Origin of the sequence: Brevundimonas aurantiaca (assembly GCF_014199955.1) — a bacterium.
GTDB lineage: Bacteria > Pseudomonadota > Alphaproteobacteria > Caulobacterales > Caulobacteraceae > Brevundimonas > Brevundimonas aurantiaca.
The window spans coordinates 312318-338583 of record NZ_JACHOQ010000002.1 but is presented as its reverse complement, the minus strand read 5'-3'; the positions used below and the strand labels follow the sequence as shown (position 1 = coordinate 338583).

Sequence of the window (26266 nt, the reverse complement as noted above, 5' to 3'; positions counted from 1 at the left end):
GACCCGGTGCGCGGCAAGCCCCCTCCACCGCTTCGCGGTCCCCCTCCCCCAAGGGGGGAGGAATGCGACAGTGACGACGACCGAAATCCTCCCCCTCTGGGGGAGGTGTCGGCGCAGCCGACGGAGGGGGCGTGTCAGGCGCGGCCCAGCCTCTGGATCAGCCCCCGCGCCCCCGCCGTCACCTCGGCCCAGGTGACCTCGAACCCGGCGTCGTCGCCGAAATAGGGATCGGTCACGGCCTGGCCCTCGCGGCCGGGGACATGGTCGAGCAGAAGACTGAGTTCGGCGACGGCGCCCCCTTCGTCGTCCCTGGGCGCGATCCGGCGCAGGTTCGCCAGGTTGTCGTGGTCCAGGGCGATGAGGTGGGTGAAGCGGCGGAAGTCCGCCGGCTTCACCTGCCGGCCCTGATAACCGGAGATGTCGATCCCATATTTGCGCGCCACGGCCTGGGCGCGCGGATCGGGCGGATGGCCGACATGCCAGTTCCCCGTGCCGGCGGAGTCGACGATCAGGTCGAGACGCAGGCGCTCAGCCTCGGCGCGAAGGGCGGCCTCGGCGAGGGGGGAGCGACAGATGTTGCCGAGGCAGACGAAGAGGATGGAGGGCATGGGGGGATCTTAGCGGATGGGGTTGCGTCAGGTTAGGCCGCCGTTCCCCCACTCGTCATCCTCGCCCTTGTGGCGAGGATCCAGACTCCCGGTGTGTCCGCTGGGTGCGACGGCGTTGAGACCGGGCGTATGGATCCTCGGGACAAGCCCGAGGATGACGGTTGAGTAAGGAGCGGCGGGTGGGCGCCGGTGAGGCTCACCGTCTCCCGAACAGCTTCTCCAGATCGTGCAGCTTCAGCTCCACATAGGTCGGGCGCCCGTGGTTGCACTGGCCCGAATGCGGGGTGGCCTCCATCTGGCGGAGCAGGGCGTTCATTTCGGGGGCGGTGAGGATGCGGCCGGAGCGGACGCTGCCGTGGCAGGCCATGGTGCCGCAGACCTCGGCCATCCGCTCCTTCAGCGTAAGAGCGGCGCCGTGTTCGGCCAGGTCGTCGGCGATGTCGCGGATCAGCCCTTGCACGTCGGTGTCGCCCAGCAGGGCCGGGGTTTCGCGCACCAGGACGGCGCCAGCGCCGAATGCCTCGACGATCAGGCCCATCTCGGCCAGCTCCTCGGCGCGGGCGGCGACGCGCTCGGCCTCGGCCGGGTCAAGCTCGACCACCTCGGGCGTCAAGAGGGCCTGGCGGGTCACGGCCCCCTCGGCCATCTGGGCCTTCATCCGCTCATAGACCAGCCGCTCGTGGGCGGCGTGCTGATCGACGATGACCAGGCCGTCGCGGGTCTGGGCCACGATATAGTTGGCATGCAGCTGAGCCCGGGCGGCGCCCAGGGGCAGGTCGATGTCGGAAGGGGGAGTGGCGAGTGGCTGGGGGGCAGTGGCGAGTGGCGAGTGGCGAGTGGCGAGTTCGCCGTATGAGGCGCCGTCCCAGCCGGGTTCGACGCGGGCGCTGCGTTCGTGGAGGCCAGGCAGGACTTGCGCCGCGGCGGCGGGCTGGGACCAGCCTGTCCACCCGGACCAGCCCTCGCCACTCGCCACTCGCCACTCGCCACTCTGCGTCACGCCCGTGTGCGGCCTGAACCCGCTCAGGGCATCCGCCGCCACGGTCGTGCTCGCCCGGTGGCCGGCGGCGTGGAGCGCGTGCCTCAGGGCGCCGACGATCAGGCCGCGCACCAGGGCCGGATCGCGGAACCGGACCTCGGCCTTGGCGGGGTGGACGTTGACGTCCACGTACAGGGGGTCGATGTCGATGAAGAGGGCGGCGGCCGGGTGCCGGTCGCGCGCCAGAAAATCGGCATAGGCGCCGCGCAGGGCCCCTTGCAGCAGCCGGTCCTTCACCGGGCGGCCGTTGACGAACAGATACTGATGCGCCGCATTGCCGCGCGAATAGGTGGGCAGGCCCGCATAGCCCGACAGACGCACCCCGTCCCGCTCCTGGTCGATCAACAGGGCGTTGGCCTCGAAGTCGCGGCCCAGGAGGGCGGCCAGGCGGCGCAGGCGGCCCTCGTCGCCCGGATGTTCGGCGGGCAGGCGAAGGGCGACCTTGCCGTCCAGCGACAGGGTGAAGGCGACGGCCTCGTGCGCCATGGCCTGGCGTTTGATCTCTTCCGAAATGGCCATGGCCTCGGCCCGCTCGGACTTCATGAATTTGAGCCGGGCGGGGGTGGCGTAGAAGAGGTCGCGCACCTCGACCCGCGCGCCGTGCGGGCCGGGGAAGGGGGCGGGGGCCAGGGGGCGGGTCGCGCCGCCCTCGACCTGAATGACCCAGGCCTCGGTCGCCTCGCCAGACTCGGACCTCGCTCGGGTGGTGATCGACAGGCGGGCGACCGAGCCGATGGAGGGCAGGGCCTCGCCCCGGAAGCCCAGGGTGTGGATGCGCAACAGGTCCACGTCGCCGGCGTCGTCGGGCTCCAGCTTGGAGGTGGCGTGGCGTTCGACGGCGAGCGGCAGTTCGTCCTTGGGGATGCCCTTGCCGTCGTCGGCGATCAGTATGCGCGACAGGCCGCCGCCGTCGGCCTGGATCTCGATATTGCGGCTCCCGGCGTCCAGGGCGTTCTCGACCAGTTCCTTGATGGCGCTGGCCGGGCGCTCGACCACCTCGCCGGCGGCGATGCGGTTGACGGTTTCGGGGGAGAGGCGGCGAATGGGCATGTGCCCGCCAAGATAGGGGGGCGAAGGGATTCGCGCCACGCCGGTCAGGGCCGGACCGTTTCCGTCAGGCGGGGACGGCGGAGGCGGCCGTCTGTTCCAGCAGGGCCTGAAGCGCGCCGATCTGGATCGGCTTGCCCAGGACGCCGTCGGCCCCGGCGGCCCGATAGCGGGCCACGTCGTCCTCGAACACATTGGCCGTCAGCATGTGAATCGGGGTGCGGGGGCGGCCCTCGACGGCCTCCTCGGCGCGGATCAGCCTGACCGCCTCGACCCCGTCCATCACCGGCATCATGGCGTCCATCAGCACAAGGTCGAACCGGTCGGCGCGCAGGGCGTCCACCGCGTTGCGCCCGTTCTCGACCAGGGCGAGGTCCAGGCCGAACGACTGGAACAAGAGGGCCAGCAGCTTGCGATTGGCCGGATGGTCCTCGGCCGCCAGGACGCGCAGGGCTGGGGGCGCGTCGGGCGTCGGTGCGGTCGGAGCGGCCTCCGCGTCCGTCTCGACGGGGGCGCGCGGGGCGGTGAAACGGAACCAGAAGACGGCGCCCGCGCCCTCGGCCGGACGCACGCCGACGCTTCCGCCCAGCCCCTCGGCTGCGGCGCGGCACAGGGCCAGGCCCAGACCCGCCCCGCCTGCGGCCCGCCCGGCGGCCAGCTGTTCGAACGGCTGGAAGATGCGCTCGCGCTGATCCTCGGGCACGCCGGGGCCCTGGTCGTGGACCTCCAGGCTCAGGGCGATCCGGCCGTCCGCCTGGGGCCGGGCCTGGGCGACCAGGCGGATGGTTCCCGCCGGGGTCAGTTTCAGGGCGTTGGACAGATAGTTGATCAGCACCTGTTCGACCCGCGCCTGATCCGTCAGGACCGCGAAATCGGCAAGGTCGCCGTCCAGAACGACCTCCAGCGTCAGGCCCAGTTCGGCGACGCGGGTGCGCCAGACCCGGGCGATGGCCTCGATCCGGGCGGCGACGTCGACGGGGGCGATCTGGAGATCGGAATGACCCGATTCGATCTTGGAGATGTCCAGCGCCCCGTTCAGCAGCCGCAGCAGCATGCCGCCCGCCTCGGCCATGTCGTCGATCACGACCGCCTCGGCCTTGGGCCGGCGCCGGCCGCGCAACACCTCGGTCAGGCCCAGGATGACGTTCAGGGGGGTGCGGACCTCATGGCTGATCATGGCCAGGAAGCGGGACTTGGCCTTGTTGGCCCGTTCGGCGGCGGCCCGGTCGGTCTCGGCCTGGCCCAGGGCGGCCTGAAGCTGGCGGCTGCGTTCGGTCAGGGCCACCATCAGCTCCACCGTCTCGCGGTCGCCGCGCCACTGACGCCAGGCGGCGGCGATGATGCCCAGGACGAACAGGGCGACGGCGAACTTCAGCGTCGGCGTGGCCTGGGGCTGGTTGGCGGCGATGATCATGGCCGCGATCGACGGCGGCGCCACGGCCGCCAGGAAGCTGCGCCGGCTGATGTGGACCTGAAGGGCGCCCACCATCAGATTGCCCGCCAGCAGCAGCCGCAGATAGTCGATCGTATCGGGCCGAACCCACCAGGCGGCCAGGATGTAGACGGCGTTGTGCGAGGCCAGGCCCAGGGTGATCCATTCGGTCCGAAGACGGAACCGCCGCCCGGCGCCCGGCGCCTCGGGCCGGGTGCGGGCGATCTCCACCGTCCGCCACAAAAGGACATAGAGGCCCAGCTGGATCAGGCCGAAGTTCGCCGCCCAGCCCCAGTCCAGCACCCAGGCGGCCACCAGAATGACGGCGACGATGGTCGTCAGCCGGACCGCGAACATGTCGCGATACCGGTCGGCATAGGCCCGGATATAGTCGGCTTTCTGGATCACGCGGCGGCGCCCCTCTTACGAGCTTCGCCATAAGGGGAGGACCTTAATGAGCCCTCAATCCGGCCCTACCCCACCTTCACCCGCGTCGCCGCCTCGGGCAGGTCTTCCCCGAACGCCCGCTGGTAGAATTCCGCGATCGTGGGGCGTTCCAGTTCGTCGCACTTGTTCAGGAAGGTCAGGCGGAAGCTGAGCGCCACGTCGCCGCCGAAGATCAGGGCGTTCTGGGCCCAGGTGATGACGGTGCGGGGCGACATGACGGTGGAGATGTCGCCGTTCATGAAGGCGTTCCTGGTCATGTCGGCGACGCGGACCATGGCGGCGATGCGGCGGCGCCCTTCCGCGTCCGACCATTCGGGGACCTTGGCGGCGACGATCTCGGCCTCGACGTCGTGGTCGAGGTAGTTCAGCGTGGTGACGATGTTCCAGCGGTCCAGCTGGGCCTGATTGATCTGTTGCGCGCCGTGATACAGGCCCGTGGTGTCGCCCAGACCGATGGTGTTGGTCGTGGCGAACAGGCGGAAATATTTGTTCGGGCGGATGACGCGGTTCTGGTCCAAGAGCGTCAGGCGGCCTTGCGCCTCCAGCACGCGCTGGATCACGAACATGACGTCGGGACGGCCGGCGTCATATTCGTCGAAGACCAGGGCGACGGGGCGTTGCAGCGACCAGGGCAGTATGCCCTCGCGGAACTCGGTGATCTGCTTGCCGTCCTTCAGGACGATGGCGTCCTTGCCGACCAGGTCGATGCGGCTGACGTGGCTGTCCAGATTGATGCGGACCAGGGGCCAGTTCAGGCGGGCCGCAACCTGTTCGATATGGGTCGACTTGCCGGTGCCGTGATAGCCCTGGACCATGACGCGGCGGTCGAAGGCGAAGCCGGCGCAGATGGCGATCGTGGTCTGAGGGTCGAAGCGATAGGCCTCGTCGATCTCGGGCACATGGCTGTCGCGCTCGGCGAAGGCGGGCACGGTCATGTCGCTGTCGATCCCGAAGGCCTCGCGCAGGGTCACGCGGCGGGTCGGTTCCAGGGTGATCAGCGGATCGGGGGAGGCGTCGAGCGGGGAGGTCATGCCTGTGCGATTAGCGCACGTTCGGGATCACTTAAACCCCGCTCATCCCCGCGAAAGCGGGGATCCCGTTCTTTTGCTCGGCAGTGCGTTGGGCGATGCGCTTTTGCAGACGGCGGCGATCATCGCCCAAGGCACTGGATCCCCGCATTCGCGGGGATGAGCGGAGGTCTTACTTGGCCGCCAGGCGGACGTCCACATTGCCGCGCGTGGCGTTGGAATAGGGGCAGACCTGGTGGGCCTTTTCGATCAGGTCTTCGATCACAGCCTGGTCCAGGCCGTGGTCGGTGACGGTCAGATCGACGTCCAGGTTGAAGCCTTCGCCCCGGGTGTTCTTGCCGAAGCCGACGCCGGCGGTGATCTTGGTGTCGGGGCCGACGGGCGTGCCCGCCTTGCCGCTGACCAGACGAAGCGCCCCCAGGTAACAGGCCGCATAGCCGGTGGCGAACAGCTGTTCGGGATTGGTCCCGTCGCCGCCCTTTCCGCCCATTTCCTTCGGCGTAGAGAGTTTGACGTCGATCTTGCCGTCGTCGGTGGTCGAGCGGCCGTCTTCGCGGCCGCCGCCCGAGGCGGTGGCCTGGGCGCGGTACAGAACTTCCATGGCGGTCTCCTGTGTTGGGAAGGCTTCAGATGGGGGCTGAACGAGGCAGGGAAAGGGGGCGTTGCATCCGCACCCTAGCCTTTCGGGGCCGACGCGGGCTAAAGCACCAATTCGGGGCGTGTCGTCGGAGTAGGCCGTGAAGATTGCCGAACGCTGGTTCGTATGGGCGGGCATGGTCCTGCTGGGCGGCATCGCCCTGGCGGGGGTGGCGGTGGCCGTCTATGCGGCCTGGCTGTTCCACGACCTGCCCGACGCCTCGGAACTGGCGGACTACCGTCCGCCGACGGCGACGCGAGTCTATGCGGGCGACGGCACCCTGATCGGGGAGTTTTCGGACGAGCGGCGAATCTACGTCTCCTACGACCAGATTCCGGCGACGGTGGTGCAGGCCTTCCTGGCCGCCGAGGACCGCAACTTCTTCCAGCACGGCGGCATCGATGTGGGCGGCATAGGCCGGGCGTCGCTGAAGAACGTCTTCAACCTGGCGCAGGGGCGCCGGCTGGAAGGCGGCTCGACCATCACCCAGCAGGTGGCCAAGAACGTCCTGCTGACCAATGAATCGAGCCTGAACCGCAAGCTGAAGGAAGCCATCCTGGCCAATCGTCTGGAGGCGACCCTGTCCAAGGAGCAGATCCTCGGCCTGTATCTGAACGAGATCTTCCTGGGCTACCGGTCGTTCGGCATCGCCTCGGCCGCCTACAACTATTTCGGCAAGTCGCTGAACCAGCTGACGCCGGACGAGGCGGCCTTTCTGGCCTCCCTGCCCAAGGGGCCGAACAACTATCACCCCAAACGTCATCCGGGCGCGGCCAAGGGCCGGCGGGATTGGGTGCTGGGCGAGATGGAGCAGAGCGGCTGGTTGACCCAGGCTCAGCTGGCCGAGGCGCGCGCCCGGCCCCTGGTCACGCGCGACGCGCCGCAGCGGTCGGAATATAAGGACGCGGACTTCTTTGTGGAGGAGGCGCGGCGTCAGGCGGCGGCCAATCCCGATTTCGGCGCCCAGTTGCGCGCCGGCGGCTTCTATATGCGCACCACCCTGGACCCGACCTTGCAGACGGCCGCGCGCCAGGCGCTGATGCAGGGTCTGGAGAACTATGACCGTCGCCACGGCTGGCGCGGAGGGTGGGGCTCGACCGACTTCGCCGAGGGCTGGCAGGCCGCCGCCCTGAAGGAACAGGCGCCGCCCGAACGCCGCAGCTGGCAGGCCGCCGCCATCGAGAGCGTCAGCGGAAACACGGTTCGCATCCGCACGGCCAAGGACGACGAGAGCGGAACCCTGATCGCCGCCGACGCCGCCTGGGCCAACGCCAATCGGCAGCTGCGGCGCGGCGAGCTGATCTTCGTCGAGAAGAAGAACGGCCAGTTCGCCCTGAAACAGGTGCCGCGCGTCAACGGCGCCCTGGTGGCGATCGAGCCCCAGTCGGGCCGGGTCCTGGCCATGGTGGGCGGCTATTCCTTCGCCCTGTCCAGCTTCAACCGGGCGACCCAGGCCAAGCGACAGCCGGGGTCGGCCTTCAAGCCCTTCGTCTATGCGACGGCGCTGGAGGGGGATTTCACCCCCGCCTCCATCGTGCTGGACGCCCCGATCAGCTTCGCCGGCGGCCCCAACGGCCAGCGCTGGACGCCTGAGAACTACAGCCGGGAATATTACGGGCCCCAGACGCTGCGGCGCGGGCTGGAGCTGTCGCGCAACGTCATGACGGTGCGCCTGGCCCAGTCGGTCGGCATGAAGAAGATCGTCGATCAGGCGGACCGGATGGGGATCCCCGGACTGACGCCAAACCTGTCGGTGTCCCTGGGCGCGGGCGAGGTGACGCCGCTGGAGATCACGGCGGCCTATTCGGCCTTCGCCAACGGCGGACGGCGCGTGACCCCCTATCTGATCGACTATGTTCAGGACCGGGACGGCCAGACCATCTTCCGCGCGGACGCCCGCAACTGCCGCGAATGCGGGCGGGGCTTCTCCGGTCAGGAATCGCCGCGTCTTCAGCCGCGCGGAACCCAGGTGATCGATCCGATCACCGCCTATCAGATGAGTTCGATGCTGGAAGGCGTGGTCCAGCGGGGCACGGCCGCCAGCGCGCGCGGCCTGGGTCGCTGGGTCGCCGGCAAGACCGGCACGACCAATGAATACCGTTCGGCCTGGTTCGTCGGCTTCACCACCGACATAGTGGTCGGGGTCTTCATCGGTTTTGACGACAACCGGTCGCTGGGGTCCGGCGAGGCCGGCGCCTCGGCCGCCGTGCCGGTCTTTACCGAATTCATGCAGACGGCGCTGAAGGAGCGGCCGGCCCGGCCATTCGTGCGGCCCAAGAACGCCGTTTTCCGCACGGTGAATGGGATCGAGGAAGCCTTCCGCCCCGGCACTGAACGCCAGGCGCCGGCCCCGGTCCAGGCCCCGAGCCAGCCGGTCGGACCCCAGAACTATTATGACGTGATCCGTCGCGAACAGGAGGCGGCGGCCGCCGGCGCCAACGCCCCGCCGCCCGCCGCCGCCCCGCCGCCGCCGAAGAAGGCGCCGGCCGAGGACTTGAGCGGACTGTACTGAGGCTCTAGGTAGGCCTTCCGAACGGCGCGTCCTCGTGGCGCGCCGTTCTTCATTCTTTTCGCCCTATCGCGCGACCTGCGGGCCGCGCTGCTTGAGGGCCTAGTGTCGCTGGAGATTGCGATGAGACCGGATGTCGAGGCCATGAAGGCCGACATCGAGCAGAGCGTCGCTCTGCTCAGGAGGCGTCTTTGACTGGGACGTCGCCGTCAGAAAGCTCGATGAGCTGAACGCACGGGTCGAGGACCCGACCCTGTGGGACCGGCCGGAAGAGGCCCAGGCCGTCAGCCGCGACCGTTCGCGCCTGGAAGGCCAGATCAACGCCGTCAAGGCGATGGAGCAGGACCTGGAAGACGGGGTCATGCTGGCCGATATGGCCGATGAAGAAGGCGACGAGGCCGCTCTGGAAGAGGCGCGCGCCCTGTTGCGCGGCATCAAGGAACGGGCGGCGCGGGCCGAGCTGGAGGCCCTGCTGTCCGGCGAGGCCGACGGAAACGACGCCTATCTGGAAGTCAACTCCGGCGCCGGCGGCACAGAATCCAACGACTGGGCGGGCATGCTGCTGCGGATGTACAGCCGCTGGGCCAAGGCTCACGGCTATGAAGTCACGGTCGAGGCTCAGGAGGACGGCGAACAGGCGGGGGTCAAGTCGGCCACCGTTCTGATCAGCGGCCCCAACGCCTATGGCTGGCTGAAGTCGGAATCCGGCGTCCATCGCCTCGTGCGGATCAGCCCCTATGATGCGGCGGCCAAGCGGCACACCTCGTTCGCCTCGATCGGCGTCTCGCCAGTCGTCGACGACACGATCGAGATCGACATCAATCCGTCCGACGTGCGCACCGACACCTATCGCGCCTCGGGCGCCGGCGGTCAGCACATCAACAAGACGGATTCGGCCGTGCGTCTGACGCACATTCCGACCAATACGGTCGTGTCCTGCCAGACCGGCCGGTCGCAGCACCAGAACCGCGAACAGGCGTGGAAGATGCTGCGGGCGCGTCTGTATGAGCTGGAACTGCAGAAGCGCGAGGCGGCGGCCCAGGCCCTGAACGACGCCAAGACGGACATCGGCTGGGGGCACCAGATCCGATCCTATGTGCTGCAGCCGTATCAAATGGTGAAGGACCTGCGGACCGAGGTCGAGACCTCGGATACGCAAGGGGTGCTGGACGGTGACCTTGACGCCTTCATGGGGGCGGCCTTGGCGGCGCGGGTCGGCCAGACGCGGGGCTCGGTCGCCGATTGACGGCGAGGGCGCGGCCTGATCGCTGAAATCCGGCGATCAGGCCGCGACGCGGATCAGGCGTTCGGCTTCAGGGCCACGACGTCAGCCTTGGCCTCGCTCGCCGGGGCGGGCGTCGGCTGGAGCGCGACGGGGGCGACCGGCGCGGGGGCGGGGGCCTGACGCTGGCCCTGGGCGACGCGGCCCTGGAAGAAGGCGCCGACGTCGATCGACAGCTGTTCGGCGGTGATGTCGCCTTCCACATAGGCTGTGGCGACCAGTTTGATCTGCTTGCCCTGGACGCCGCCGACGATGCGGCCGCGCACTTCGATATAGTCGGCCTGGACATTGCCCTCGACCGCGCCGGTCTCGCCGACGATCAGGCGGCCGACGCGGACGTCGCCCTTGATCTGTCCATCGATCTGCAGATCGCCCGCGCCGGTGATATTGCCTTCAAAGGCCAGGTCGGAGGACAGGGTGGACAGGCCGCGGCCTGGCGTCGTGGCGGCCGGGGCCGCGCCGGGGCGCGGGGCGGCCGGCATGTCCGGCAGCGGCGGAATGGCCGGGGCCGCAGGACGAGGCGACGACGGCGTCGGGGTCGCGGGTTTGCTAATTTTGTTGAACAAGTTGATCTCCTGCTCTGAGGAAGCGTGCGGGGTTCTGCGGCCGGCCGTTCAGCCAGACTTCGTAATGGAGGTGGACGCCGGTCGATCGGCCGGTGGTGCCCATGGCGCCGATCCTCTGGCCGAGCGCGACCGACTGCCCCGGCTGGACGGCCAGGGCGTTCAGATGGGCGTAGCGTGTCTTGAAGCCGCGCCCGTGGTCTATCTCGACCGTATTGCCATACCCTGAACGAACGCCGGCGAAGGAAACGACGCCGGGCGCCGTGGCGTAGATGGGGGTGTTCAGCGGGGCGGCGAAATCCTGGCCCTGGTGGATGGCGGGACGGCCGTTGAAGGGGTCGAAGCGGACGCCGAAGCCGGAGGTGGTGCGGGCCTGGGTCGGTCGTTTGAACGGCAGCTCTTCGGCGGCCTCCGACAGGGTCCGCATTTCGTTCAGATTGGTCGCCGCGTGGCGGATGCGGACGGCGAAGGGTTCGTCGACGTCCAGAATGGCGGCCAGGGCCCGGGGATCGCGCGCCTCCACCAGGGGGCCGCCCAGCGGTTCGGCGGCGGCGACATAGGCGGCGGGATTGAGGCCCGCGAGACGGAAGGCCAGCCGGAGCCGTTCGGCGCGAGTCTGGGCGAAGGTCTCCGCTCGATCCAGCAGCCGTTCCTGGTCCAGCCGTACCGCCAGAATGCGCTGGATCGGCGGCATGTCGGGGCGCAGGGGCTTGGGCGCCAGGGCCTGGACCGCGCCGTCCACCCCGTTCAGCCCGGTCATGACCTGGGTCAGGGCGGCGTGCCGGCGTTCGATCATGGCGGCCGTCTGGTCCAGGGCGCCGTTGGTGGCGGACATGCGCACGACCGCGCTTTCCAGCCGCGCCTGAAGGTCGGCGTTCAGCCGTTCGGACGCGGCGCGCGCGCGGATGACCTCGGAGTCGGCGTGGCGCCGGGTCACGATGTCGAAGAGGAAGGCGCCCGAGGCGACCAGAGACCAGACCAAGAAGGCCGATGCCGCCAGGCCGAGCAGGATCTGACGCCGGGCGGTGAGGGCGTAGGCCCGAACCTCGTCATGGCTGCGGAGATAGACGTAACGGACGGGCAAAAAACGATCCATGAAGGAGCGTTTCGGCGCTTTCTCTTCCAGGTCCATAAAGCAACGCCCCCACGTCGAGGTGGGGTTTATCCGCCGCCTTTATGACAGCGGCAAGATGGTTCACCTGTTGTTAACTATCATTTCAGGCGTTTTTGGGCATTTTCACGCAAAAGTGCCTTGAGAATCCCGGAATGCGAGAACCCGCTTGGACGGGATTCCCCTTGAAGGCGATTCGGCGTTCTCAGCCCAAGGCGTGGGCCGCCGCGAGAACCTCGGCGGCGTGGTCGGCGACCTTCACATTGCGCCAGGCGCGGGCGATCCGACCCTGGGCGTCGATCAGGAAGGTGGCGCGTTCGATGCCCATATATTCGCGGCCGTAGAGCTTCTTCTGGACCCAGACGCCCCAGGCCTCGCAGGCGGCGCCGTCCTCGTCGGAGGCCAGGACGACGGCGAGGTCGTACTTGGCCTTGAACTTGTCGTGCTTCTTCACCGTGTCCCTGGACACGCCGATGACCGGGCAGCCCAAGGCGGCGAAGTCGGCGGACAGGGCGGTGAAGTCCTGGGCCTCGCGGGTGCAGCCGGTCGTGTCGTCCTTGGGATAGAAGTAGACGACGGCGGGCTTGCCCCTCAGGGCGGCGAGGGAGATCCGGCCGCCGTTGTCGGTCGGCAGGTCGAGAGCGGGGGCGGGCTGGCGTTCATCGGTGGACATGGGCTGTCTCCTTCCGTCATCCTCGGGCCTGACCCGAGGATCGGATGTGGTGCTCGGAGTGCGGCGCTTGTTCGCACAAGCGGCGGATGGTCCGGCCCTCGGGTCAAGCCCGAGGGTGACGGAGATTAAACGGGCCTCACCAGGACGATCTTCTTCTTGCCGGCCGCCAGCTTGATCACGCCGTCCTTCAGATCGGCCTCGGTCAGCAGCTGGGCGCCGTCGGAGACGGCGACGTCGTTGAGGCGCAAGCCCCCGCCCTGGGCCAGGCGGCGCGCCTCGCCGTTGGAGGCGGTCAGGCCGGCCTTGGTCACGACGGCGGCGATCATGGCGCCGTAGATCTCGGCGGCCGGAAGTTCGACGGTCGGCAGGTCGGCGGAAAGCTGGCCCTTCTCGAAGGCGCTTTCGGCGGCGGCGCGGGCGGTGGCGGCGGCTTCGGCCCCGTGCAGCAGGGTGGTGGCGGCGTCGGCGAGGGCCTTCTTGGCCTCGTTGATGGCCGCGCCCTCCAGGGCTTCGTATTCGGCGATCTGCTCCAGGCTGAGGTCCGTGAACAGGCGCATGAAGCGGCCGACGTCGGCGTCCTCGGCGTTACGCCAGAACTGCCAGTAGTCGTAGGGGCTCAGCTGTTCGGCGTTCAGCCAGACGGCGCCCTGGGCGGTCTTGCCCATCTTGCCGCCCGAGGCCGTGGTCAGAAGCGGGGTGGTCAGGCCGAAGGCGGCCTTCTGGTCCACCCGGCGCACCAGATCCACGCCCGAGGTGATGTTGCCCCACTGGTCCGACCCGCCCATCTGCAGCGTGACCTTCAGGCTGCGGTTCAGCTCCAGGAAGTCCACCGACTGCATCAGCATGTAGTTGAACTCGAGGAAGGTCATCGGCTGCTCGCGCTCGAGCCGCAGCTTGACCGAGTCGAAGCTCAGCATCCGGTTGACGGTGAAATGGGTCCCGAAGTCGCGCAGGAACTGGATGTAGCCGTAGGTCGACAGCCAGTCGTCGTTATTGACCATGACCGCATCGGTCGGGCCGTCGCCGAAGGTCAGGAATTTGGCGAAGACCGTCTTGATGGAGTCGATGTTCGACTGGATGGTCTCTTGGGTCAGCTGGGGGCGCGACGCATCCTTGCCGGTCGGGTCGCCGACCTTGGTGGTGCCGCCGCCCATCAGGACGATGGGCTTGCCGCCCGCCTGCTGGAGCCGGCGCAGCATCATGATCTGGATCAGGCTGCCCACGTGCAGGGACGGAGCGGTGGCGTCGAAGCCGATGTAGCCGGCAACCACGCCCGAGGCGGCCGCCTCGTCCAGCTCGGTCGGATGGGTGATCTGATGGACGTAGCCGCGCGCCTGAAGGGTGCGGAGGAAGTCGGATTTGAAAGCTTGGTCGGTCATGGCGGAGGCTCCGTTAGCAGGGATGCCGGCGGTCGTCTTCCATTTCCGAAGCGCGCGTCGCCAGCGAAGGCGGCGCGTGTTCGCGGGCCGCTCGCTTACAGCGGGCGGTAATACAGGCCGGTGATGGCGCGGGCGGCGAACATGGGTTCTGGATAAGGCGCAGCGTTGACCGGCGTCAAGCCTGCGCTACGAAGACGGGATGCGTCTGCCCCTGATCCCGCACCCGACCTGTTCCCCCGCCGGGCTGACGCTGGAGGTCGAGGCGCGGCGGGCGGGGCGGGTGTTGAGCCTGGAGTATCTGTTGGCCGGGCCGGTCGAGAGGGTGCGGTGGCCCGAGGCGACGGCGCGGGCGCGGACGGACGGGCTGTGGCGGACGACCTGTTTCGAGGCCTTCGTGCGGACGGAGGGCGGCTATGTCGAATATAATCTGTCGCCGTCGGGGGCCTGGGCGGCCTATCGGTTCGACGGCTATCGCGAGGGGATGCGGGGGCTGGAGATCGCGGCGCCCTTCATCGTCACGCGCATGGCCCAGGGGCGGTTCGTTCTGACGGTCGATGTGGAGCTGCCCGAGGATGCGACGGGGCCGGTCGGGCTGACGGCAGTGGTCGAGGGTCTGGACGGGGCGATCGCCTATTGGGCCCTGGCGCATCCATCGGATAAGCCGGACTTTCATCATCCCGACTCGTTCGCGCTGGAACTGCCATGAATTTCGGTCTCGACCGCCTGCTGTCCGACGACGCCCTGAGGGGGCAGCTGAAGGGGCGGCGCGTGGCCTTGCTGGCGCACCCGGCCTCGGTGACGAAGGACCTGGGTCATGTGGTGGACGCCCTGGCCGCCTGTCCCGAGATCGAGCTGACCGCCGCCTTCGGGCCGCAGCACGGGATGAAGGGCGATCTGCAGGACAATATGATGGAGAGCCCGGATTATCGCGATCCGGTGCACGGCTTCCCCGTCTTCAGCCTGTACGGCGAGGTGCGGCGGCCCAAGGACGAATGGATGGAGACGTTCGACGTCGTCCTGATCGACCTGCAGGACCTGGGCTGTCGCATCTACACCTATGTGACCACGCTTCTGTATGTGCTGGAGGCGGCGGCGAAACACGGCAAGTCGGTCTGGGTGCTGGACCGGCCCAATCCGGCGGGGCGGCCGGTCGAGGGGATGACGCTGAAGCCCGGCTGGGAGAGTTTCGTCGGGGCCGGGCCGATGCCGATGCGGCACGGCATGACGATGGGCGAACTGGGCCTGTGGTTCATCGACCGGTTCAGGCTGGATGTGGACTACCGCGTCGTGGAGATGCAGGGCTGGGCCCCCGAGGCGGGGCCGGGCTTCGGCTGGCCGCTGGGCGAGCGGGCCTGGGTCAACCCCAGCCCCAATGCGCCGAACCTGAGCATGGCCCGCTGCTACGCAGGGACGGTGATGCTGGAGGGGGCGACCCTGTCGGAAGGCCGGGGCACGACCCGGCCGCTGGAGCTGTTCGGGGCGCCGGACATTGATGCGCGGGCGGTGATCGCCGAGATGCAGGCTCTGGCGCCGGTATGGCTGGGCGGTTGCGTGCTGCGCGACATGTGGTTCGAGCCGACCTTCCACAAGCACGTCGGGAAACTGTGCAGCGGGGTGCAGATCCATGTCGATCACCCCGGCTACGACCACGCCGCCTTCAAGCCGTGGCGGGTGCAGGCCCTGGGGTTCAAGGCGATCCGGCGGCTGTATCCCGACTACGATCTGTGGCGGGATTTTCCTTATGAATATGCGTTCGGGAAACTGCCCATCGACGTGATCAACGGCGGGCCCGGCTTGCGGGAATGGGTGGACGACGCGGCGGCGGGGCCTGGGGATCTGGAGGCGGCGACGCGGCCGGATGAGGCGGCGTGGGAAGAGGCGCGGGGGGCGTTCCTGCTGTATTAGGTTCAAGGCTGCGGTTTGGACGTTTGGAGGGGGTTAGGCCATGATGGTTTCGTTGATCGCCGCGATGGCGCTCCAGCAGGCGGCGGCGCCGTCGGCGACCTCCTATCCATCGGACATGCAGCGCGCCGAAATCTGCTACGCCCACGTGATGCTGCTGATCATCGAAGCTGCCAAGGACGGCGGTCGCGTGGCCGGCCCCAGCTGGTTTGTTCGCGACTGGTGGATCGAAAAGCTGAACCCAGCACAGCTGAAGGATCAAAGGCTGGCTGCGGTTCAGGCGGCGGTGGAACGACGCCGCTTGGAAGACGCCGAATTCTTCGCCGCTGAGCGCCGCACCTGTATTCAGGACGCAATAGACGGCGGCGCGCTGCCCAGTTGAACCGACACGAGGATGTATAACCAAAATCTATCACGCATCTGCAAATAAGTGATTGGGCTTATCTGCTGCGATGCGGTAGGAAGCGGGCCTCCCCAACCTCCCAACGGAATGGAAGCCCTGCATGGCCCTCATCAACACGACCATCAAACCCTTCACGGCCGAGGCCTATAAGGACGGCAAGTTCCTGACCGTCACCGAGGCCGATGTGGCGGGCAAGTGGGCGATCTTCTTCTTCTATCCGGCCGACTTCACCTTCGTCTGCCCGACCGAGCTGGAAGACCTGGCCGACAACTACGCCGAGTTCCAGAAGCTGGGCGTTGAAATCTATTCGGTGTCGACCGACACCCATTTCTCGCACAAGGCCTGGCACGACTCCTCGCCGGCCATCGGCAAGATCACCTACACCATGCTGGGCGATCCCTCGGGTCAGGTGACCAACAACTTCGACGCCATGCGTCCGGGCGTGGGCCTGGCCGATCGTGCGACCTTCCTGGTCGATCCGGACGGCGTGATCCAGTTCACCGAGACCACCTCGGAAGGCATCGGCCGCAACGCCGCCGAACTGCTGCGCAAGGTCAAGGCCGCGCAATATGTGCGCGCGCATCCGGGTGAAGTCTGCCCGGCCAAGTGGGAAGAGGGCGAAGCCACCCTGGCGCCGTCGCTCGACCTCGTCGGCAAGATCTAAGACGGAACGCCTATCGGGTCCGGCCTTCGGGTCGGACCCACCCGGCCGCCGCCCTGTTTCGTGGGGGCCGGACCCTATCGCGCAAGCCTCGCCGGGATCGGCTCGAAGGCGGCGCGTCACCCTGGAATTCGAGGACTGCCCCATGCTGGACGCCAATCTGAAATCTCAGCTCGAGAGCTACCTCAAGAACATCGTCCATCCGGTCGAACTGATCGCGTCGCTGGGCGCCGGGCCCAAGTCGCAGGAGCTGAAGACCCTGCTGGAGGAGATCGTCTCGGTCTCGCACGGCAAGGTCGAGATGGGCCGCGACTATGACGACGAACGCCAGCCCAGCTTCCTGATCCGCAGGAAGGGCACGGACATCGGGGTGCGGTTCGCGGGGATTCCTCTGGGCCACGAGTTCACCTCGCTGGTGCTGGCCCTGCTGCACGTCGGCGGCCATCCGTCCAAGGCGGCGCAGGAGGTGATCCAGCAGGTCAAGGATCTGGAGGGCGACTATGTGTTCGAGACCTATTTCTCGCTGTCGTGCCAGAACTGCCCCGACGTGGTGCAGGCCCTGAACCTGATGAGCGTGCTGAACCCGCGCATCAAACACGTCGCCATCGAGGGCGGCCTGTTCAAGGACGAGGTGGACGAGCGCAAGATCATGGCCGTGCCGACGGTCTTCCTGAACGGCGAACTGTTCGGCCAGGGCCGGATGGAGCTGGAGCAGATCGTCGCCAAGCTGGATTCGGGCGCCGAGGCGCGGGCCGCCGAGCGGCTGAAGGCCAAGGACCCGTTCGACGTGCTGGTGGTCGGCGGCGGACCGGCCGGGGCGGCGGCCGCCATCTATACGGCGCGCAAGGGCATCCGCACCGGCATCGTGGCCGAACGGTTCGGCGGCCAGGTGCTGGACACCATGGCGATCGAGAACTTCATCTCGGTGCCGCACACCGAGGGGCCGAAGCTGGCCGCCCATCTGGAACAGCATGTCCGCGAATATGAGGTGGACCTGATGAACCTGCAGAAGGCGGCCAAGCTGATCCCGGCCAAGGTTCCGGGCGGGCTGCACGAGGTGGTGCTGGAGAACGGCGCCAGCCTGAAGTCGCGCACCGTCATCCTGTCGACCGGCGCCCGCTGGCGCCAGATGAATGTGCCGGGCGAGGACCAGTACAAGAACAAGGGCGTGGCCTATTGCCCGCACTGCGACGGGCCGCTGTTCAAGGGCAAGCGGGTGGCGGTGATCGGCGGCGGCAACTCCGGCGTCGAGGCGGCGATCGACCTGGCGGGCATCGTGGCCCATGTGACCCTGATCGAATACGACAGCGAACTGCGGGCCGATGCGGTGTTGCAGCGCAAGCTGGCGACCCTGCCGAACGTGCGGATCGTGACCTCGGCCCTGACGACCGAGGTGCGCGGCGACGGCGAGAAGGTGACGGGCCTGGTCTATAAGGACCGCAACTCCGACGCCCATCACGACGTCGATCTGGAAGGCGTCTTCGTCCAGATCGGCCTGGTGCCGAACACCGAATGGCTGCACGGCGCCGTCGCTCTGACGACGCGCGGCGAGATCGAAGTGGATCACCGGGGCGAGACGTCTCAGCCGGGCGTCTTCGGGGCGGGCGACGTGACGACCGTGCCCTATAAGCAGATCGTGGTGGCGATGGGCGAGGGCTCCAAGGCAGGGCTGGCCGCCTTCGACTATATGATCCGCACCGTCCCGGCCGAAGAGGCGGTCGAGGCGGCCTGACGTCCAGGGCGGTTTTCGCTGTAAGGCGAACCGTGTAAGCGCAGGCCAGGTTTAAGGCGGAGCGCGATATGACGGCGGCATCCTCGGGCCGGCTGTGGGGCGTCGCCTCCGGCCTGGGCGCAGGCGCGATGTGGGGGCTGGTTTTCCTGGCGCCCAAGTTTGCGCCCGAGGCCTCGCCCCTGCTGCTGACGGCCGGGCGCTATCTGGCCTATGGGCTGATCGCCGCCGTCCTGATCGCCCCGCGCTGGCGGCGGCTGGCGCCCTTGATCGAGGGGCGGACATGGCGCGCCCTGGTCTGGCTGAGCCTGGCGGGCAATCTGGTCTATTTCGCCTTTGTCGTGGTCGCGGTGCATCTGGCCGGGGTGGCGGCCTCGGCCCTGATCGTCGGCATGGTGCCGGTGGTGGTGGCCCTGTGGGGACTGAGAGACCGCAGCGGACCGTCCCTGTCGCGCGCGGCGCCCCCCATCGTCCTGGCCGCCCTGGCGGTGGCCCTGATCGGCTGGCGGGCCCTGAGTCAGGGGGAGGCGGGGGCGGAGGGACCGACGGGGGCTCAGGCCCTGATCGGCTTGGTCTGCGCTGTGGGCGCCCTGGCGTCCTGGTCGGCCTATGCGGTGGGCAATAGCCGCTGGATGGCGCGGCTGCCCGAGGTCTCGCCCCATGACTGGTCCCTGCTGACCGGCGTCGTGACCGGCGGCCTGGCATTGATCCTGGCGGTCCCGGCGGTTTGGACCGCCCAGGACTGGAGCGGGGGGCAGTGGCTGCATCTGGCGGGGGTCTGCCTGGGCGTGGCCCTGTTGGCCTCCATCATCGGCAACGCCCTGTGGAACCAGGCCAGCCGCCGCCTGCCCCTGTCCATGCTGGGCCAGATGATCGTCTTCGAGACGGTGTTCGCCTTCGTTTACGGCTATGTCTGGGAGGGGCGGGGGCCGGCCCTGGTGGAGATACTGGCCATACTGATGATGATCGTCAGCGTCATCTGGTGCGTGCGCGCCCACGCCCCGCCACGCGGCGCGGAGGAGCCGCCGCACTGATCACGGCGGCTCAGTGCAGCTTGAGCCGACCCGAGACGCGGCGGTGCAGTAGCCGCGACAAGGCCAGGATGACGGTGCGACGGACGCCCAGAATGGCCCGGTGGTGGTCCAGGTGCAGGGCCATATAGGCCCATTTGGCGATCAGCCCCTCGATCAGGAAGTTCGGCCCGCTCAGATTGCCCATCAGCGATCCCACGCCCCGGTCCCCGCCCAGCGACACCAGCGACCCCCGGTCGCGATAGACATAGGGGCCGGGATCGCGAGCCGGGTCCGCCAGGGCCTGGGCCAGATAAGCGGCCTGCTGGGCGGCCGCCTGGGCGCGAGCGGGGACCGGGCGCCCCTCGGGGCCTGGCGCTTCGGCGCAGTCGCCCAGGGCGTAGATGTCGGGCGCGGAGGTCCGCAGCCGGTCGTCTACGACGAACTGATTGAGACGTCCCGTCGTCAGGCCGAGGTCGCGGTTGGTCTCGGCGGCCTTGACCCCGGCGGCCCAGACGATCAGGTCGGCGGGGACCGCGCCTCTGGACGTCTCCAGCCGGTCGGCATGGACGGCCTGGACCTTGGCGTCGGTCAGCAGCCTCACCCCCTTGGCCTCCAGGGCCTGGGCCGCCTTGGTCGAGACCCGTTCCGGAAGACCGCCCAGGATGCGGGGCGCCGCCTCCACAATGGTGACGTCGATGTCGAACCTCTGGTCCGGCGTCAGGCCCGCAGACAGTTCGTCATGGCCTTCGATCAGTTCGGTGGAGAGCTCCACCCCCGTCGCGCCGGCCCCGACGATGGCGATGCTCAGCCTGCGATCATCCGAATAGGCCGCAGCCAGGAAGGCGCTGGTCAAACGTTTGTTGAAAGCCTCGGCGTCGGCGACGTCTTCCAGAAGATGGGCGTGTTCGGCCGCGCCCGGCGTGTTGAACAGGTTCGAACCGCTGCCGATCGCCAGCACCAGGGTGTTGAAGGCCAGGGTGCGCGGGGCCACCAGGACGGCGCCGTCCTGATCGCGGATTTCACCCAGGGTCAGAGTCTTGTTCGCCGGATCGAGCCCGGTCAGGTCGCCGAAGGCGAAGCTGAAATGGTTGCGGCGCGCCAGGACGGGATAGGACAGCCCCTCCTGATGGCTGTCCAGCGATCCGGCCGCCACCTCATGCAGGCTGGGCTTCCACAGGTGGAAGATGGAGCGGTCGATCAGCAGGACGCGCCGGCGTCCCTCGCGCGCACCGAACCGACGACCGAGGCGCGCGGCCAGCTCAAGCCCGCCTGCGCCGCCGCCGATGATGACGATGTCATGAACGGGCCGCGGCGCGGCGGCAGGGGAGGAAGCGGTTTGCGTCATGGGGATCTAGCGAGGCCTTATCGGCAGGGTTCCACTGGCCCCTATGTGGACCCGGCGAGACCGTTTGTCGCGCCCGTTGACGCCATATCGGCTCTGTCTTAGCCATAAGAGGCGGCGATCCGGGCCCCTCTGGCGATCCCTTCCGATCGCGATGTCGGCCGCCTCTCGACATTGATGGAGGTAGACGTGGATTTTCTGCTGGCCGAATGGCTGGGCCAGCCCGCATGGATGTGGGTCGGCTTTATCGGAATCGTGGCCCTGCTGCTGGCGCTCGACCTGGGCGTCCTGAACCGCAAGGATCATGAAATCGGGGTTCGCGAGAGCCTGCTGCTGTCCTCGATGTACATTGCGATCGCCCTGGCGTTCGGCGGCTTCGTCTGGTGGGAGCTGGGGTCGGAAAAGGGGCTGGAATATCTGACCGGCTTTGCGATCGAAAAAAGCCTGGCGATGGACAATGTCTTCGTCATCGCCATGATCTTCGGGGCCTTTTCCATACCGCGCATCTACCAGCACCGGGTGCTGTTCTGGGGCATCGTCGGGGTGATCGTCCTGCGGGCCTTGATGATCGCAGGCGGGGCGGCCCTGGTCAGCCGCTATGAGTGGGTGCTGTATCTGTTCGCGGCCTTCCTGGTCTTCACCGGGATCAAGATGTTCGCCGCCCGTCACGAGAATGAGCAGGACATCGCCGACAATCGGCTGCTGGCCTGGCTGCGTCGCCGCCTGCCGGTGACGGAGACCCTGCATGGGCACGCCTTCTTCGTGCGTCAGCCGAACAAGACGGGCCGGACGGCGCTGCACGTCACGCCGCTGTTTCTCGCCCTGGTGATGATCGAACTGGCGGACGTGGTGTTCGCGGTGGACTCGGTGCCGGCCATCTTCGCCATCACCACCGACCCCTATATCGTCTATACGTCCAACATCTTCGCCATTCTGGGCCTGCGGGCGCTGTATTTCGCCCTGGCGGCGGTCATCCACCGCTTCGCCTATCTGAAACAGGCCCTGGCCGTGCTGCTGATCTTCATCGGCGGCAAGGTGATCGCCGCGCCCCTGATGGGACTGGACAAGATCCCGCCCGCCGTCTCGCTGAGCGTGACGGCGGTCATATTGGCCGCAGGCGTCGGCTATTCGCTGTGGCGGACGCGATCGGACGTCAAACCCGGGTGAACCGAGCGGCCGGCCTGAGGTTCAGGCCGGCTTTTCTTCCAGCCGCTTGTCCAGATAGGCGCCGACGCGGCGATCCACGGCGGCCATATGATCCTGCCAGAAGTGGCTGGCGCCCTCTTCCAGCTCATAGTCGATGACGATGCCCTTCTGGGTGCGCAGCTTGTTGACCACCCGCTCGACCTCGACGGGCGGGACGATGGTGTCGGCCGTGCCGTGCAGGAACAGGCCCGACGCCGGGCAGGGCGCCAGGAAGCTGAAGTCGTACATGTTCGACGGGGGCGAGACCGAGATGAAGCCGTCGGTCTCGGGCCGGCGCATCAGAAGCTGCATGCCGATATAGGCGCCGAACTGATAGCCCGCGACCCAGGTCTGGCTGGCGCCGGGATTGTTGGCCTGAAGCCAGTCCAGCGCCGTGGCCGCGTCCGCCAGCTCGCCGATGCCGGAATCGAACTCGCCCTGCGACTTGCCGACGCCGCGCGAATTATAGCGCAGGGTGGCGAAGCCGCGCTGCTGGAACAACTGGTGCAGGGTGACGGCGACCGGGTTGTTCATATGGCCGCCCGCCTTGGGATGCGGGTGCAGGATCAGGGCGATCGGGGCGTTCGGGCGCTTGCCCGGAGAATAGCGGCCTTCGATGCGACCGGAGGCGCCGGGCAGGATGACTTCAGGCATAGGGGCTCTGGAATCCGTTCAACTGTCATTTCGCGTGAGCGTAATACTTGACCGCGGAGGTGGGACTTTCTAAGTCCCTCCGCAAGCGCGCCGCCTTTGCGAAGGCGCGGGTTCTAACACAAGAGCCCCAGAAAGCGCGCAATTTTTGAAGGTGCGATATGCGTCTGTCGACCAAGGGACGATACGCCGTCATGGCGATGGCCGATCTGGCGAAGAATGGACGCGGCGCGGGCGGGGAAATCCGGGCGGTTTCCTTAGCCGAGATCGCCGCGCGGCAGGAGATTTCGCTGAGTTACCTGGAGCAGCTGTTCGCCCGGCTGCGCAAGAGCGGCCTGGTCAAGAGCGTGCGCGGGCCCGGCGGCGGCTATCGCCTGGCCAAGGGGGCGGATGAGACGGTGGTGGCGGAAATCGTGCTGGCCGTGGACGAGCCGATCCGCGCGACCCGGTGCGTGGCGCACGGAACACCCAAGGGTTGCATGCTGGCCGGCGAGCGCTGCATCACCCACAACCTTTGGGAAGATCTGGGCGATGAGATCCATCGCTATCTGGCCGGGGTTTCGCTGGAGGATGTGGTGATGAACCGCACCGGCCGGCGACGCCAGCATGTCGATCCGCCCGTGGCGGTGGAGGCGGCGGCATGAGCGCGGTCTATCTGGACTACAACGCCTCAGGGCTGGTGCGGCCCGAGGTTCTGGAGATCATGACCAAGGCCCTGGCCGACAACGGCAATCCGTCGGCGGTCCACGCCGCCGGCCGTCGGGCGCGGGCGCGGATCGAGACGGCGCGCGCCCAGGTCGCCGAACTGGTCGGCGCCGATCCGACGGCGGTGGTGTTCAACTCGGGCGGTACCGAGGCCAATGCGCAAGCGATCGCCAGCGCCCTGGCGGCCGGGTGCGAACGGCTGATCGTGTCGGCGACCGAACATCCGTGCGTGGCCGAGGCTGCGGCGGCGGCAGGCGCGCCGGTCGAGATTCTGCCGGTCGATGCGAACGGGGTGGTCGATCTGGCCTGGCTGGCCGAGGCCTTGGCGCGGCCCGGTCGGGCGGTGGTCGCCATCCATCATGCGAACAATGAAAGCGGCGTGATCCAGCCGATCGCGGAGGCGGCGGCCCTGGTGCGGGCCGCCGGCGGCTGGCTGCACGTCGACGCCATCCAGTCGGCGGGCAAGATTCCTGTCCATATGCGGGCTCTGGGGGCGGACAGCCTGACCCTGTCGGCGCACAAGCTGGGCGGCCCCCAGGGCGTCGGCGCCCTGGTCTTCAAGGAAGGCGTGTCGGGCGTGCGCATCCTGCACGGGGCGGGGCAGGAGCGGGGCCTGCGCGCCGGGACCGAGAACGGGCCCGGGATCGCCGGGTTCGGCGTCGCCGCCGTTTGCGCCGCGCGCGATCTGGAGACAGTCGCTTCGCATGCGGCCTGGCGTGACGCCGCCCAGGCGCGGGTCAAGGCGGCCGGGGCGACCATCATCGGCGAGGGCGCCGATCGCCTGCCCAACACCCTGTTTTTGGCCGTCGAGGGCTGGGACAGCCCGCAACAGTTGATCACCCTGGATCTGGCCGGGATCATGGTGTCCGCCGGTTCGGCCTGTTCCTCGGGCAAGGTCAAGCCGTCCAAGACGATCAGCGCGATGGGACTGAATAGGCTGGCCACGGGGGGCGTGCGCGTCTCCGGCGGCTGGGGCACGACCGAGGGCGACTGGGCGCGGTTCGCCGACGCCTGGGTGGACGCCTGGACCAAACACAAGGCACGCGCCGCCGCGCGCGTGAGAGAGGTCGCCTGATGGCCGCCGTCAAGGAAACCATCGACACCGTCGCCGAACTGGAACGGTACAAGTACGGCTTCACCTCGGATGTGGAGCAGGAGTTCGCCCCCAGGGGTCTGAACGCCGACATCGTGCGCTTCATCTCCGAGAAGAAGGGCGAGCCGGAATGGATGCTGGAATGGCGCTTAGCCGCCTATGAACGCTGGCTGGCGATGGAGGAGCCGACCTGGGCGGCGGTTCATTACGAGCCCGTCGATTATCAGGACCTGTTCTACTACGCCGCGCCGAAGAAGAAGGAAGGGCCGAAGTCGCTGGACGAGGTCGATCCCGAGATCCTGGACGTCTACAAGAAGCTGGGCATTCCGCTGAAGGAGCAGGAGGTTCTGGCGGGAGTGCAGGGCGCGCCGCGCGTGGCCGTGGACGCCGTGTTCGACAGCGTGTCCGTGGTCACCACCTTCAAGGAGGAACTGGCCAAGGCGGGCGTGATCTTCATGCCGATTTCCGAGGCCTTGCGCGAATATCCTGAGCTGGTGCGACAATATCTGGGGTCGGTGGTGCCGGTCTCGGATAACTATTTTGCGGCCCTGAACAGTGCGGTCTTTTCGGACGGGTCGTTCGTCTACATTCCGCCGGGCGTGCGCTGCCCGATGGAGCTGTCGACCTATTTCCGCATCAATGCTTCGCAGACGGGCCAGTTCGAGCGCACCCTGATCATCGCCGACAAGGGCAGCTACGTCTCGTACCTTGAGGGCTGCACGGCGCCGATGCGCGACGAGAACCAGCTGCATGCGGCGGTGGTCGAGATCGTGGCGCTGGACGACGCCGAGGTGAAATATTCCACGGTCCAGAACTGGTATCCGGGCGACGCCGAGGGCAAGGGCGGCATCTACAACTTTGTCACCAAGCGGGCCGACTGCCGGGGTGATCGGTCGAAGGTGTCATGGACCCAGGTCGAGACCGGTTCGGCCGTGACCTGGAAATATCCCTCCTGCATCCTGAAGGGCGACGACAGCTCGGGCGAGTTCTATTCCATCGCCATCACCAACGGACATCAGCAGGCCGACACCGGCACCAAGATGATCCACCTGGGCAAGAACACCAAGTCGCGGATCATCGCCAAGGCGGTGTCGGCGGGGAAATCGGACTCGACCTATCGCGGCCTGGTCTCGGTGCATCCGAAGGCGACGGGGGTGAGAAACTTCACCCAGTGCGACAGTCTGCTGATCGGCAAGGAGTGCGGTTCACACACCATCCCCTATATCGAGGCCCGCAACGGCTCGGCCCAGCTGGAGCACGAGGCGACGACGACGCGCCTGTCGGACGACCAACTGTTCTACGCCCAGCAGCGCGGCCTGTCGCAGGAAGAGGCGGTGGCCCTGCTGGTCAACGGCTTCGTCCGTGACGTGCTGCAGGAACTGCCGATGGAGTTCGCCGTCGAGGCGCAGAAGCTGGTGGCGATCAGTCTGGAAGGCTCGGTCGGATGACGGATCGACGGGCGGGGTTCGCCAACAAGGTCACGAAGGGGGCGCCGTCATCAGGCCTGATGAACGACAAGCGCGCCAACGAGCGCCTGAGGCGTACGGTTGAATGGCGGACGCCGACGTCAACCGAGCAAAAGGCGTTTGAAGCTCACAGGACGCTGAAAACGTACGCGGACTTTCTCGTCGCGGCTGTCGAGACCGATGACGAGAGCTGGATTCTGATGGAGCGCGTCTGGCACGGCTTTCCCGATCCGCCTCGCTGGATATTCATCGCATTCGGGCCGGACGGCCGGACGATATGCGGTGGCGATTTTGACCATATCCCCACGAATTGGACAATGCCCGAAGGCGCGATCCTGCCGTTGGAAGAGACTGTTTGACG

24 protein-coding genes are annotated in these 26266 nt (G+C 67.8%); 13 read left to right on the top strand and 11 right to left on the bottom strand.

Annotated features, from left to right (window positions below; translation table 11 throughout):
• Positions 1 to 134 precede the first annotated feature (134 nt).
• From GGQ93_RS05715 to GGQ93_RS05695, 5 genes are all read right to left on the bottom strand, one after another.
• Positions 135 to 608: a low molecular weight protein-tyrosine-phosphatase gene (locus GGQ93_RS05715; RefSeq protein ID WP_183215655.1), complete on the bottom strand. Its 474-nt coding sequence runs from the start codon at positions 606 to 608 to the stop codon at positions 135 to 137.
• Positions 609 to 804: 196 nt separating this feature from the next.
• Positions 805 to 2697: a DNA mismatch repair endonuclease MutL gene (gene mutL / locus GGQ93_RS05710; RefSeq protein ID WP_183215654.1), complete on the bottom strand. Its 1893-nt coding sequence runs from the start codon at positions 2695 to 2697 to the stop codon at positions 805 to 807.
• Between the two features lie 64 nt (positions 2698 to 2761).
• A complete protein-coding gene (locus tag GGQ93_RS05705) occupies positions 2762 to 4534 on the bottom strand; it encodes a response regulator (RefSeq protein ID WP_224764454.1) in 1773 nt (590 codons plus the stop codon).
• Positions 4535 to 4599: 65 nt separating this feature from the next.
• Positions 4600 to 5604: a cobaltochelatase subunit CobS gene (gene cobS, locus GGQ93_RS05700; RefSeq protein WP_054765606.1), complete on the bottom strand. Its 1005-nt coding sequence runs from the start codon at positions 5602 to 5604 to the stop codon at positions 4600 to 4602.
• A gap of 169 nt (positions 5605 to 5773) precedes the next feature.
• Positions 5774 to 6202 (bottom strand): organic hydroperoxide resistance protein, encoded by a 429-nt coding sequence (locus tag GGQ93_RS05695; protein ID WP_152950162.1) that lies wholly within the window; start codon positions 6200 to 6202, stop codon positions 5774 to 5776.
• 136 nt (positions 6203 to 6338) lie between these two features.
• On the opposite strand from GGQ93_RS05695, the gene GGQ93_RS05690 reads away from it, so the two are divergent.
• Positions 6339 to 8750 carry a penicillin-binding protein 1A gene (locus GGQ93_RS05690; RefSeq protein ID WP_054765608.1) on the top strand — a complete coding sequence of 804 codons (2412 nt, stop codon included), beginning with the start codon at positions 6339 to 6341 and terminating at the stop codon, positions 8748 to 8750.
• 120 nt (positions 8751 to 8870) lie between these two features.
• Positions 8871 to 9993, top strand: a protein-coding gene (gene prfB, locus GGQ93_RS05685; RefSeq protein WP_152950166.1) for a peptide chain release factor 2 whose coding sequence is annotated in 2 segments (ribosomal slippage) — positions 8871 to 8939 and positions 8941 to 9993 — 1122 coding nt in all. Because the reading frame shifts where the segments join, the coding sequence is not laid out codon by codon here.
• Positions 9994 to 10046: 53 nt separating this feature from the next.
• Here the strand turns inward: prfB and GGQ93_RS05680 are convergent.
• The 4 genes from GGQ93_RS05680 to tyrS all read right to left on the bottom strand — a co-directional run bounded on the left by GGQ93_RS05680 (position 10047) and on the right by tyrS (position 13755).
• Positions 10047 to 10595, bottom strand: a complete 549-nt coding sequence (locus tag GGQ93_RS05680) for a bactofilin family protein (RefSeq protein WP_224762143.1) — start codon at positions 10593 to 10595, stop codon at positions 10047 to 10049.
• The gene (locus GGQ93_RS05675) at positions 10579 to 11688 is read right to left on the bottom strand and encodes a peptidoglycan DD-metalloendopeptidase family protein (RefSeq protein WP_260171168.1); all 1110 of its coding nucleotides are present in this window, start codon (positions 11686 to 11688) and stop codon (positions 10579 to 10581) included. Before GGQ93_RS05675 ends, GGQ93_RS05680 begins: the two co-directional genes overlap by 17 nt.
• Before the next feature lie 220 nt (positions 11689 to 11908).
• On the bottom strand, positions 11909 to 12376 hold the full coding sequence (locus GGQ93_RS05670) for a peroxiredoxin (RefSeq protein ID WP_183215650.1): 468 nt from the start codon (positions 12374 to 12376) through the stop codon (positions 11909 to 11911).
• Between the two features lie 125 nt (positions 12377 to 12501).
• The gene (tyrS, locus tag GGQ93_RS05665; RefSeq protein ID WP_054765614.1) at positions 12502 to 13755 is read right to left on the bottom strand and encodes a tyrosine--tRNA ligase; all 1254 of its coding nucleotides are present in this window, start codon (positions 13753 to 13755) and stop codon (positions 12502 to 12504) included.
• 199 nt (positions 13756 to 13954) lie between these two features.
• Here tyrS and GGQ93_RS05660 point away from each other — a divergent pair, with 199 nt between their 5' ends.
• From GGQ93_RS05660 to GGQ93_RS05635, 6 genes are all read left to right on the top strand, one after another.
• Positions 13955 to 14461, top strand: coding sequence for a DOMON-like domain-containing protein (locus tag GGQ93_RS05660; RefSeq protein WP_183215648.1), 507 nt, complete (start codon positions 13955 to 13957; stop codon positions 14459 to 14461).
• Complete coding sequence (locus GGQ93_RS05655) at positions 14458 to 15660, top strand: exo-beta-N-acetylmuramidase NamZ family protein (protein ID WP_183215646.1); 1203 nt, start codon at positions 14458 to 14460, stop codon at positions 15658 to 15660. Before GGQ93_RS05660 ends, GGQ93_RS05655 begins: the two co-directional genes overlap by 4 nt.
• 40 nt (positions 15661 to 15700) lie before the next feature.
• Positions 15701 to 16039, top strand: a complete 339-nt coding sequence (locus GGQ93_RS05650; RefSeq protein WP_152950177.1) for a hypothetical protein — start codon at positions 15701 to 15703, stop codon at positions 16037 to 16039.
• Positions 16040 to 16160: 121 nt separating this feature from the next.
• Positions 16161 to 16724, top strand: coding sequence for an alkyl hydroperoxide reductase subunit C (ahpC, locus tag GGQ93_RS05645; RefSeq protein ID WP_152950179.1), 564 nt, complete (start codon positions 16161 to 16163; stop codon positions 16722 to 16724).
• Between the two features lie 142 nt (positions 16725 to 16866).
• Positions 16867 to 18453: an alkyl hydroperoxide reductase subunit F gene (ahpF, locus tag GGQ93_RS05640; protein ID WP_054765618.1), complete on the top strand. Its 1587-nt coding sequence runs from the start codon at positions 16867 to 16869 to the stop codon at positions 18451 to 18453.
• Positions 18454 to 18521: 68 nt separating this feature from the next.
• Positions 18522 to 19484, top strand: coding sequence for a DMT family transporter (locus GGQ93_RS05635; RefSeq protein ID WP_183215645.1), 963 nt, complete (start codon positions 18522 to 18524; stop codon positions 19482 to 19484).
• Between the two features lie 10 nt (positions 19485 to 19494).
• Here the strand turns inward: GGQ93_RS05635 and GGQ93_RS05630 are convergent, their stop codons facing one another.
• Positions 19495 to 20808 (bottom strand): NAD(P)/FAD-dependent oxidoreductase, encoded by a 1314-nt coding sequence (locus GGQ93_RS05630; RefSeq protein ID WP_183215644.1) that lies wholly within the window; start codon positions 20806 to 20808, stop codon positions 19495 to 19497.
• Between the two features lie 186 nt (positions 20809 to 20994).
• Here GGQ93_RS05630 and GGQ93_RS05625 point away from each other — a divergent pair, with 186 nt between their 5' ends.
• On the top strand, positions 20995 to 21972 hold the full coding sequence (locus tag GGQ93_RS05625; RefSeq protein WP_183215643.1) for a TerC family protein: 978 nt from the start codon (positions 20995 to 20997) through the stop codon (positions 21970 to 21972).
• 21 nt (positions 21973 to 21993) lie between these two features.
• Here the strand turns inward: GGQ93_RS05625 and GGQ93_RS05620 are convergent, their stop codons facing one another.
• Positions 21994 to 22644, bottom strand: a complete 651-nt coding sequence (locus GGQ93_RS05620; protein WP_054765621.1) for an alpha/beta hydrolase — start codon at positions 22642 to 22644, stop codon at positions 21994 to 21996.
• A 158-nt stretch (positions 22645 to 22802) separates the two neighbouring features.
• Between GGQ93_RS05620 and GGQ93_RS05615 the strand changes: the two genes are divergently transcribed.
• The 4 genes from GGQ93_RS05615 to GGQ93_RS05600 are packed head-to-tail and all read left to right on the top strand — an operon-like array spanning position 22803 to position 26264.
• Complete coding sequence (locus GGQ93_RS05615) at positions 22803 to 23285, top strand: Rrf2 family transcriptional regulator (protein WP_054765622.1); 483 nt, start codon at positions 22803 to 22805, stop codon at positions 23283 to 23285.
• Entirely contained in the window at positions 23282 to 24421 is a 1140-nt protein-coding gene (locus tag GGQ93_RS05610; RefSeq protein WP_183215642.1) for a cysteine desulfurase family protein, read from the top strand. The genes GGQ93_RS05615 and GGQ93_RS05610 overlap by 4 nt, the downstream gene beginning before the upstream one ends.
• Entirely contained in the window at positions 24421 to 25887 is a 1467-nt protein-coding gene (sufB, locus tag GGQ93_RS05605) for a Fe-S cluster assembly protein SufB (RefSeq protein WP_183215641.1), read from the top strand. The genes GGQ93_RS05610 and sufB overlap by 1 nt, the downstream gene beginning before the upstream one ends.
• The gene (locus GGQ93_RS05600) at positions 25884 to 26264 is read left to right on the top strand and encodes a hypothetical protein (RefSeq protein WP_183215639.1); all 381 of its coding nucleotides are present in this window, start codon (positions 25884 to 25886) and stop codon (positions 26262 to 26264) included. The genes sufB and GGQ93_RS05600 overlap by 4 nt, the downstream gene beginning before the upstream one ends.
• Positions 26265 to 26266: the final 2 nt, after the last annotated feature.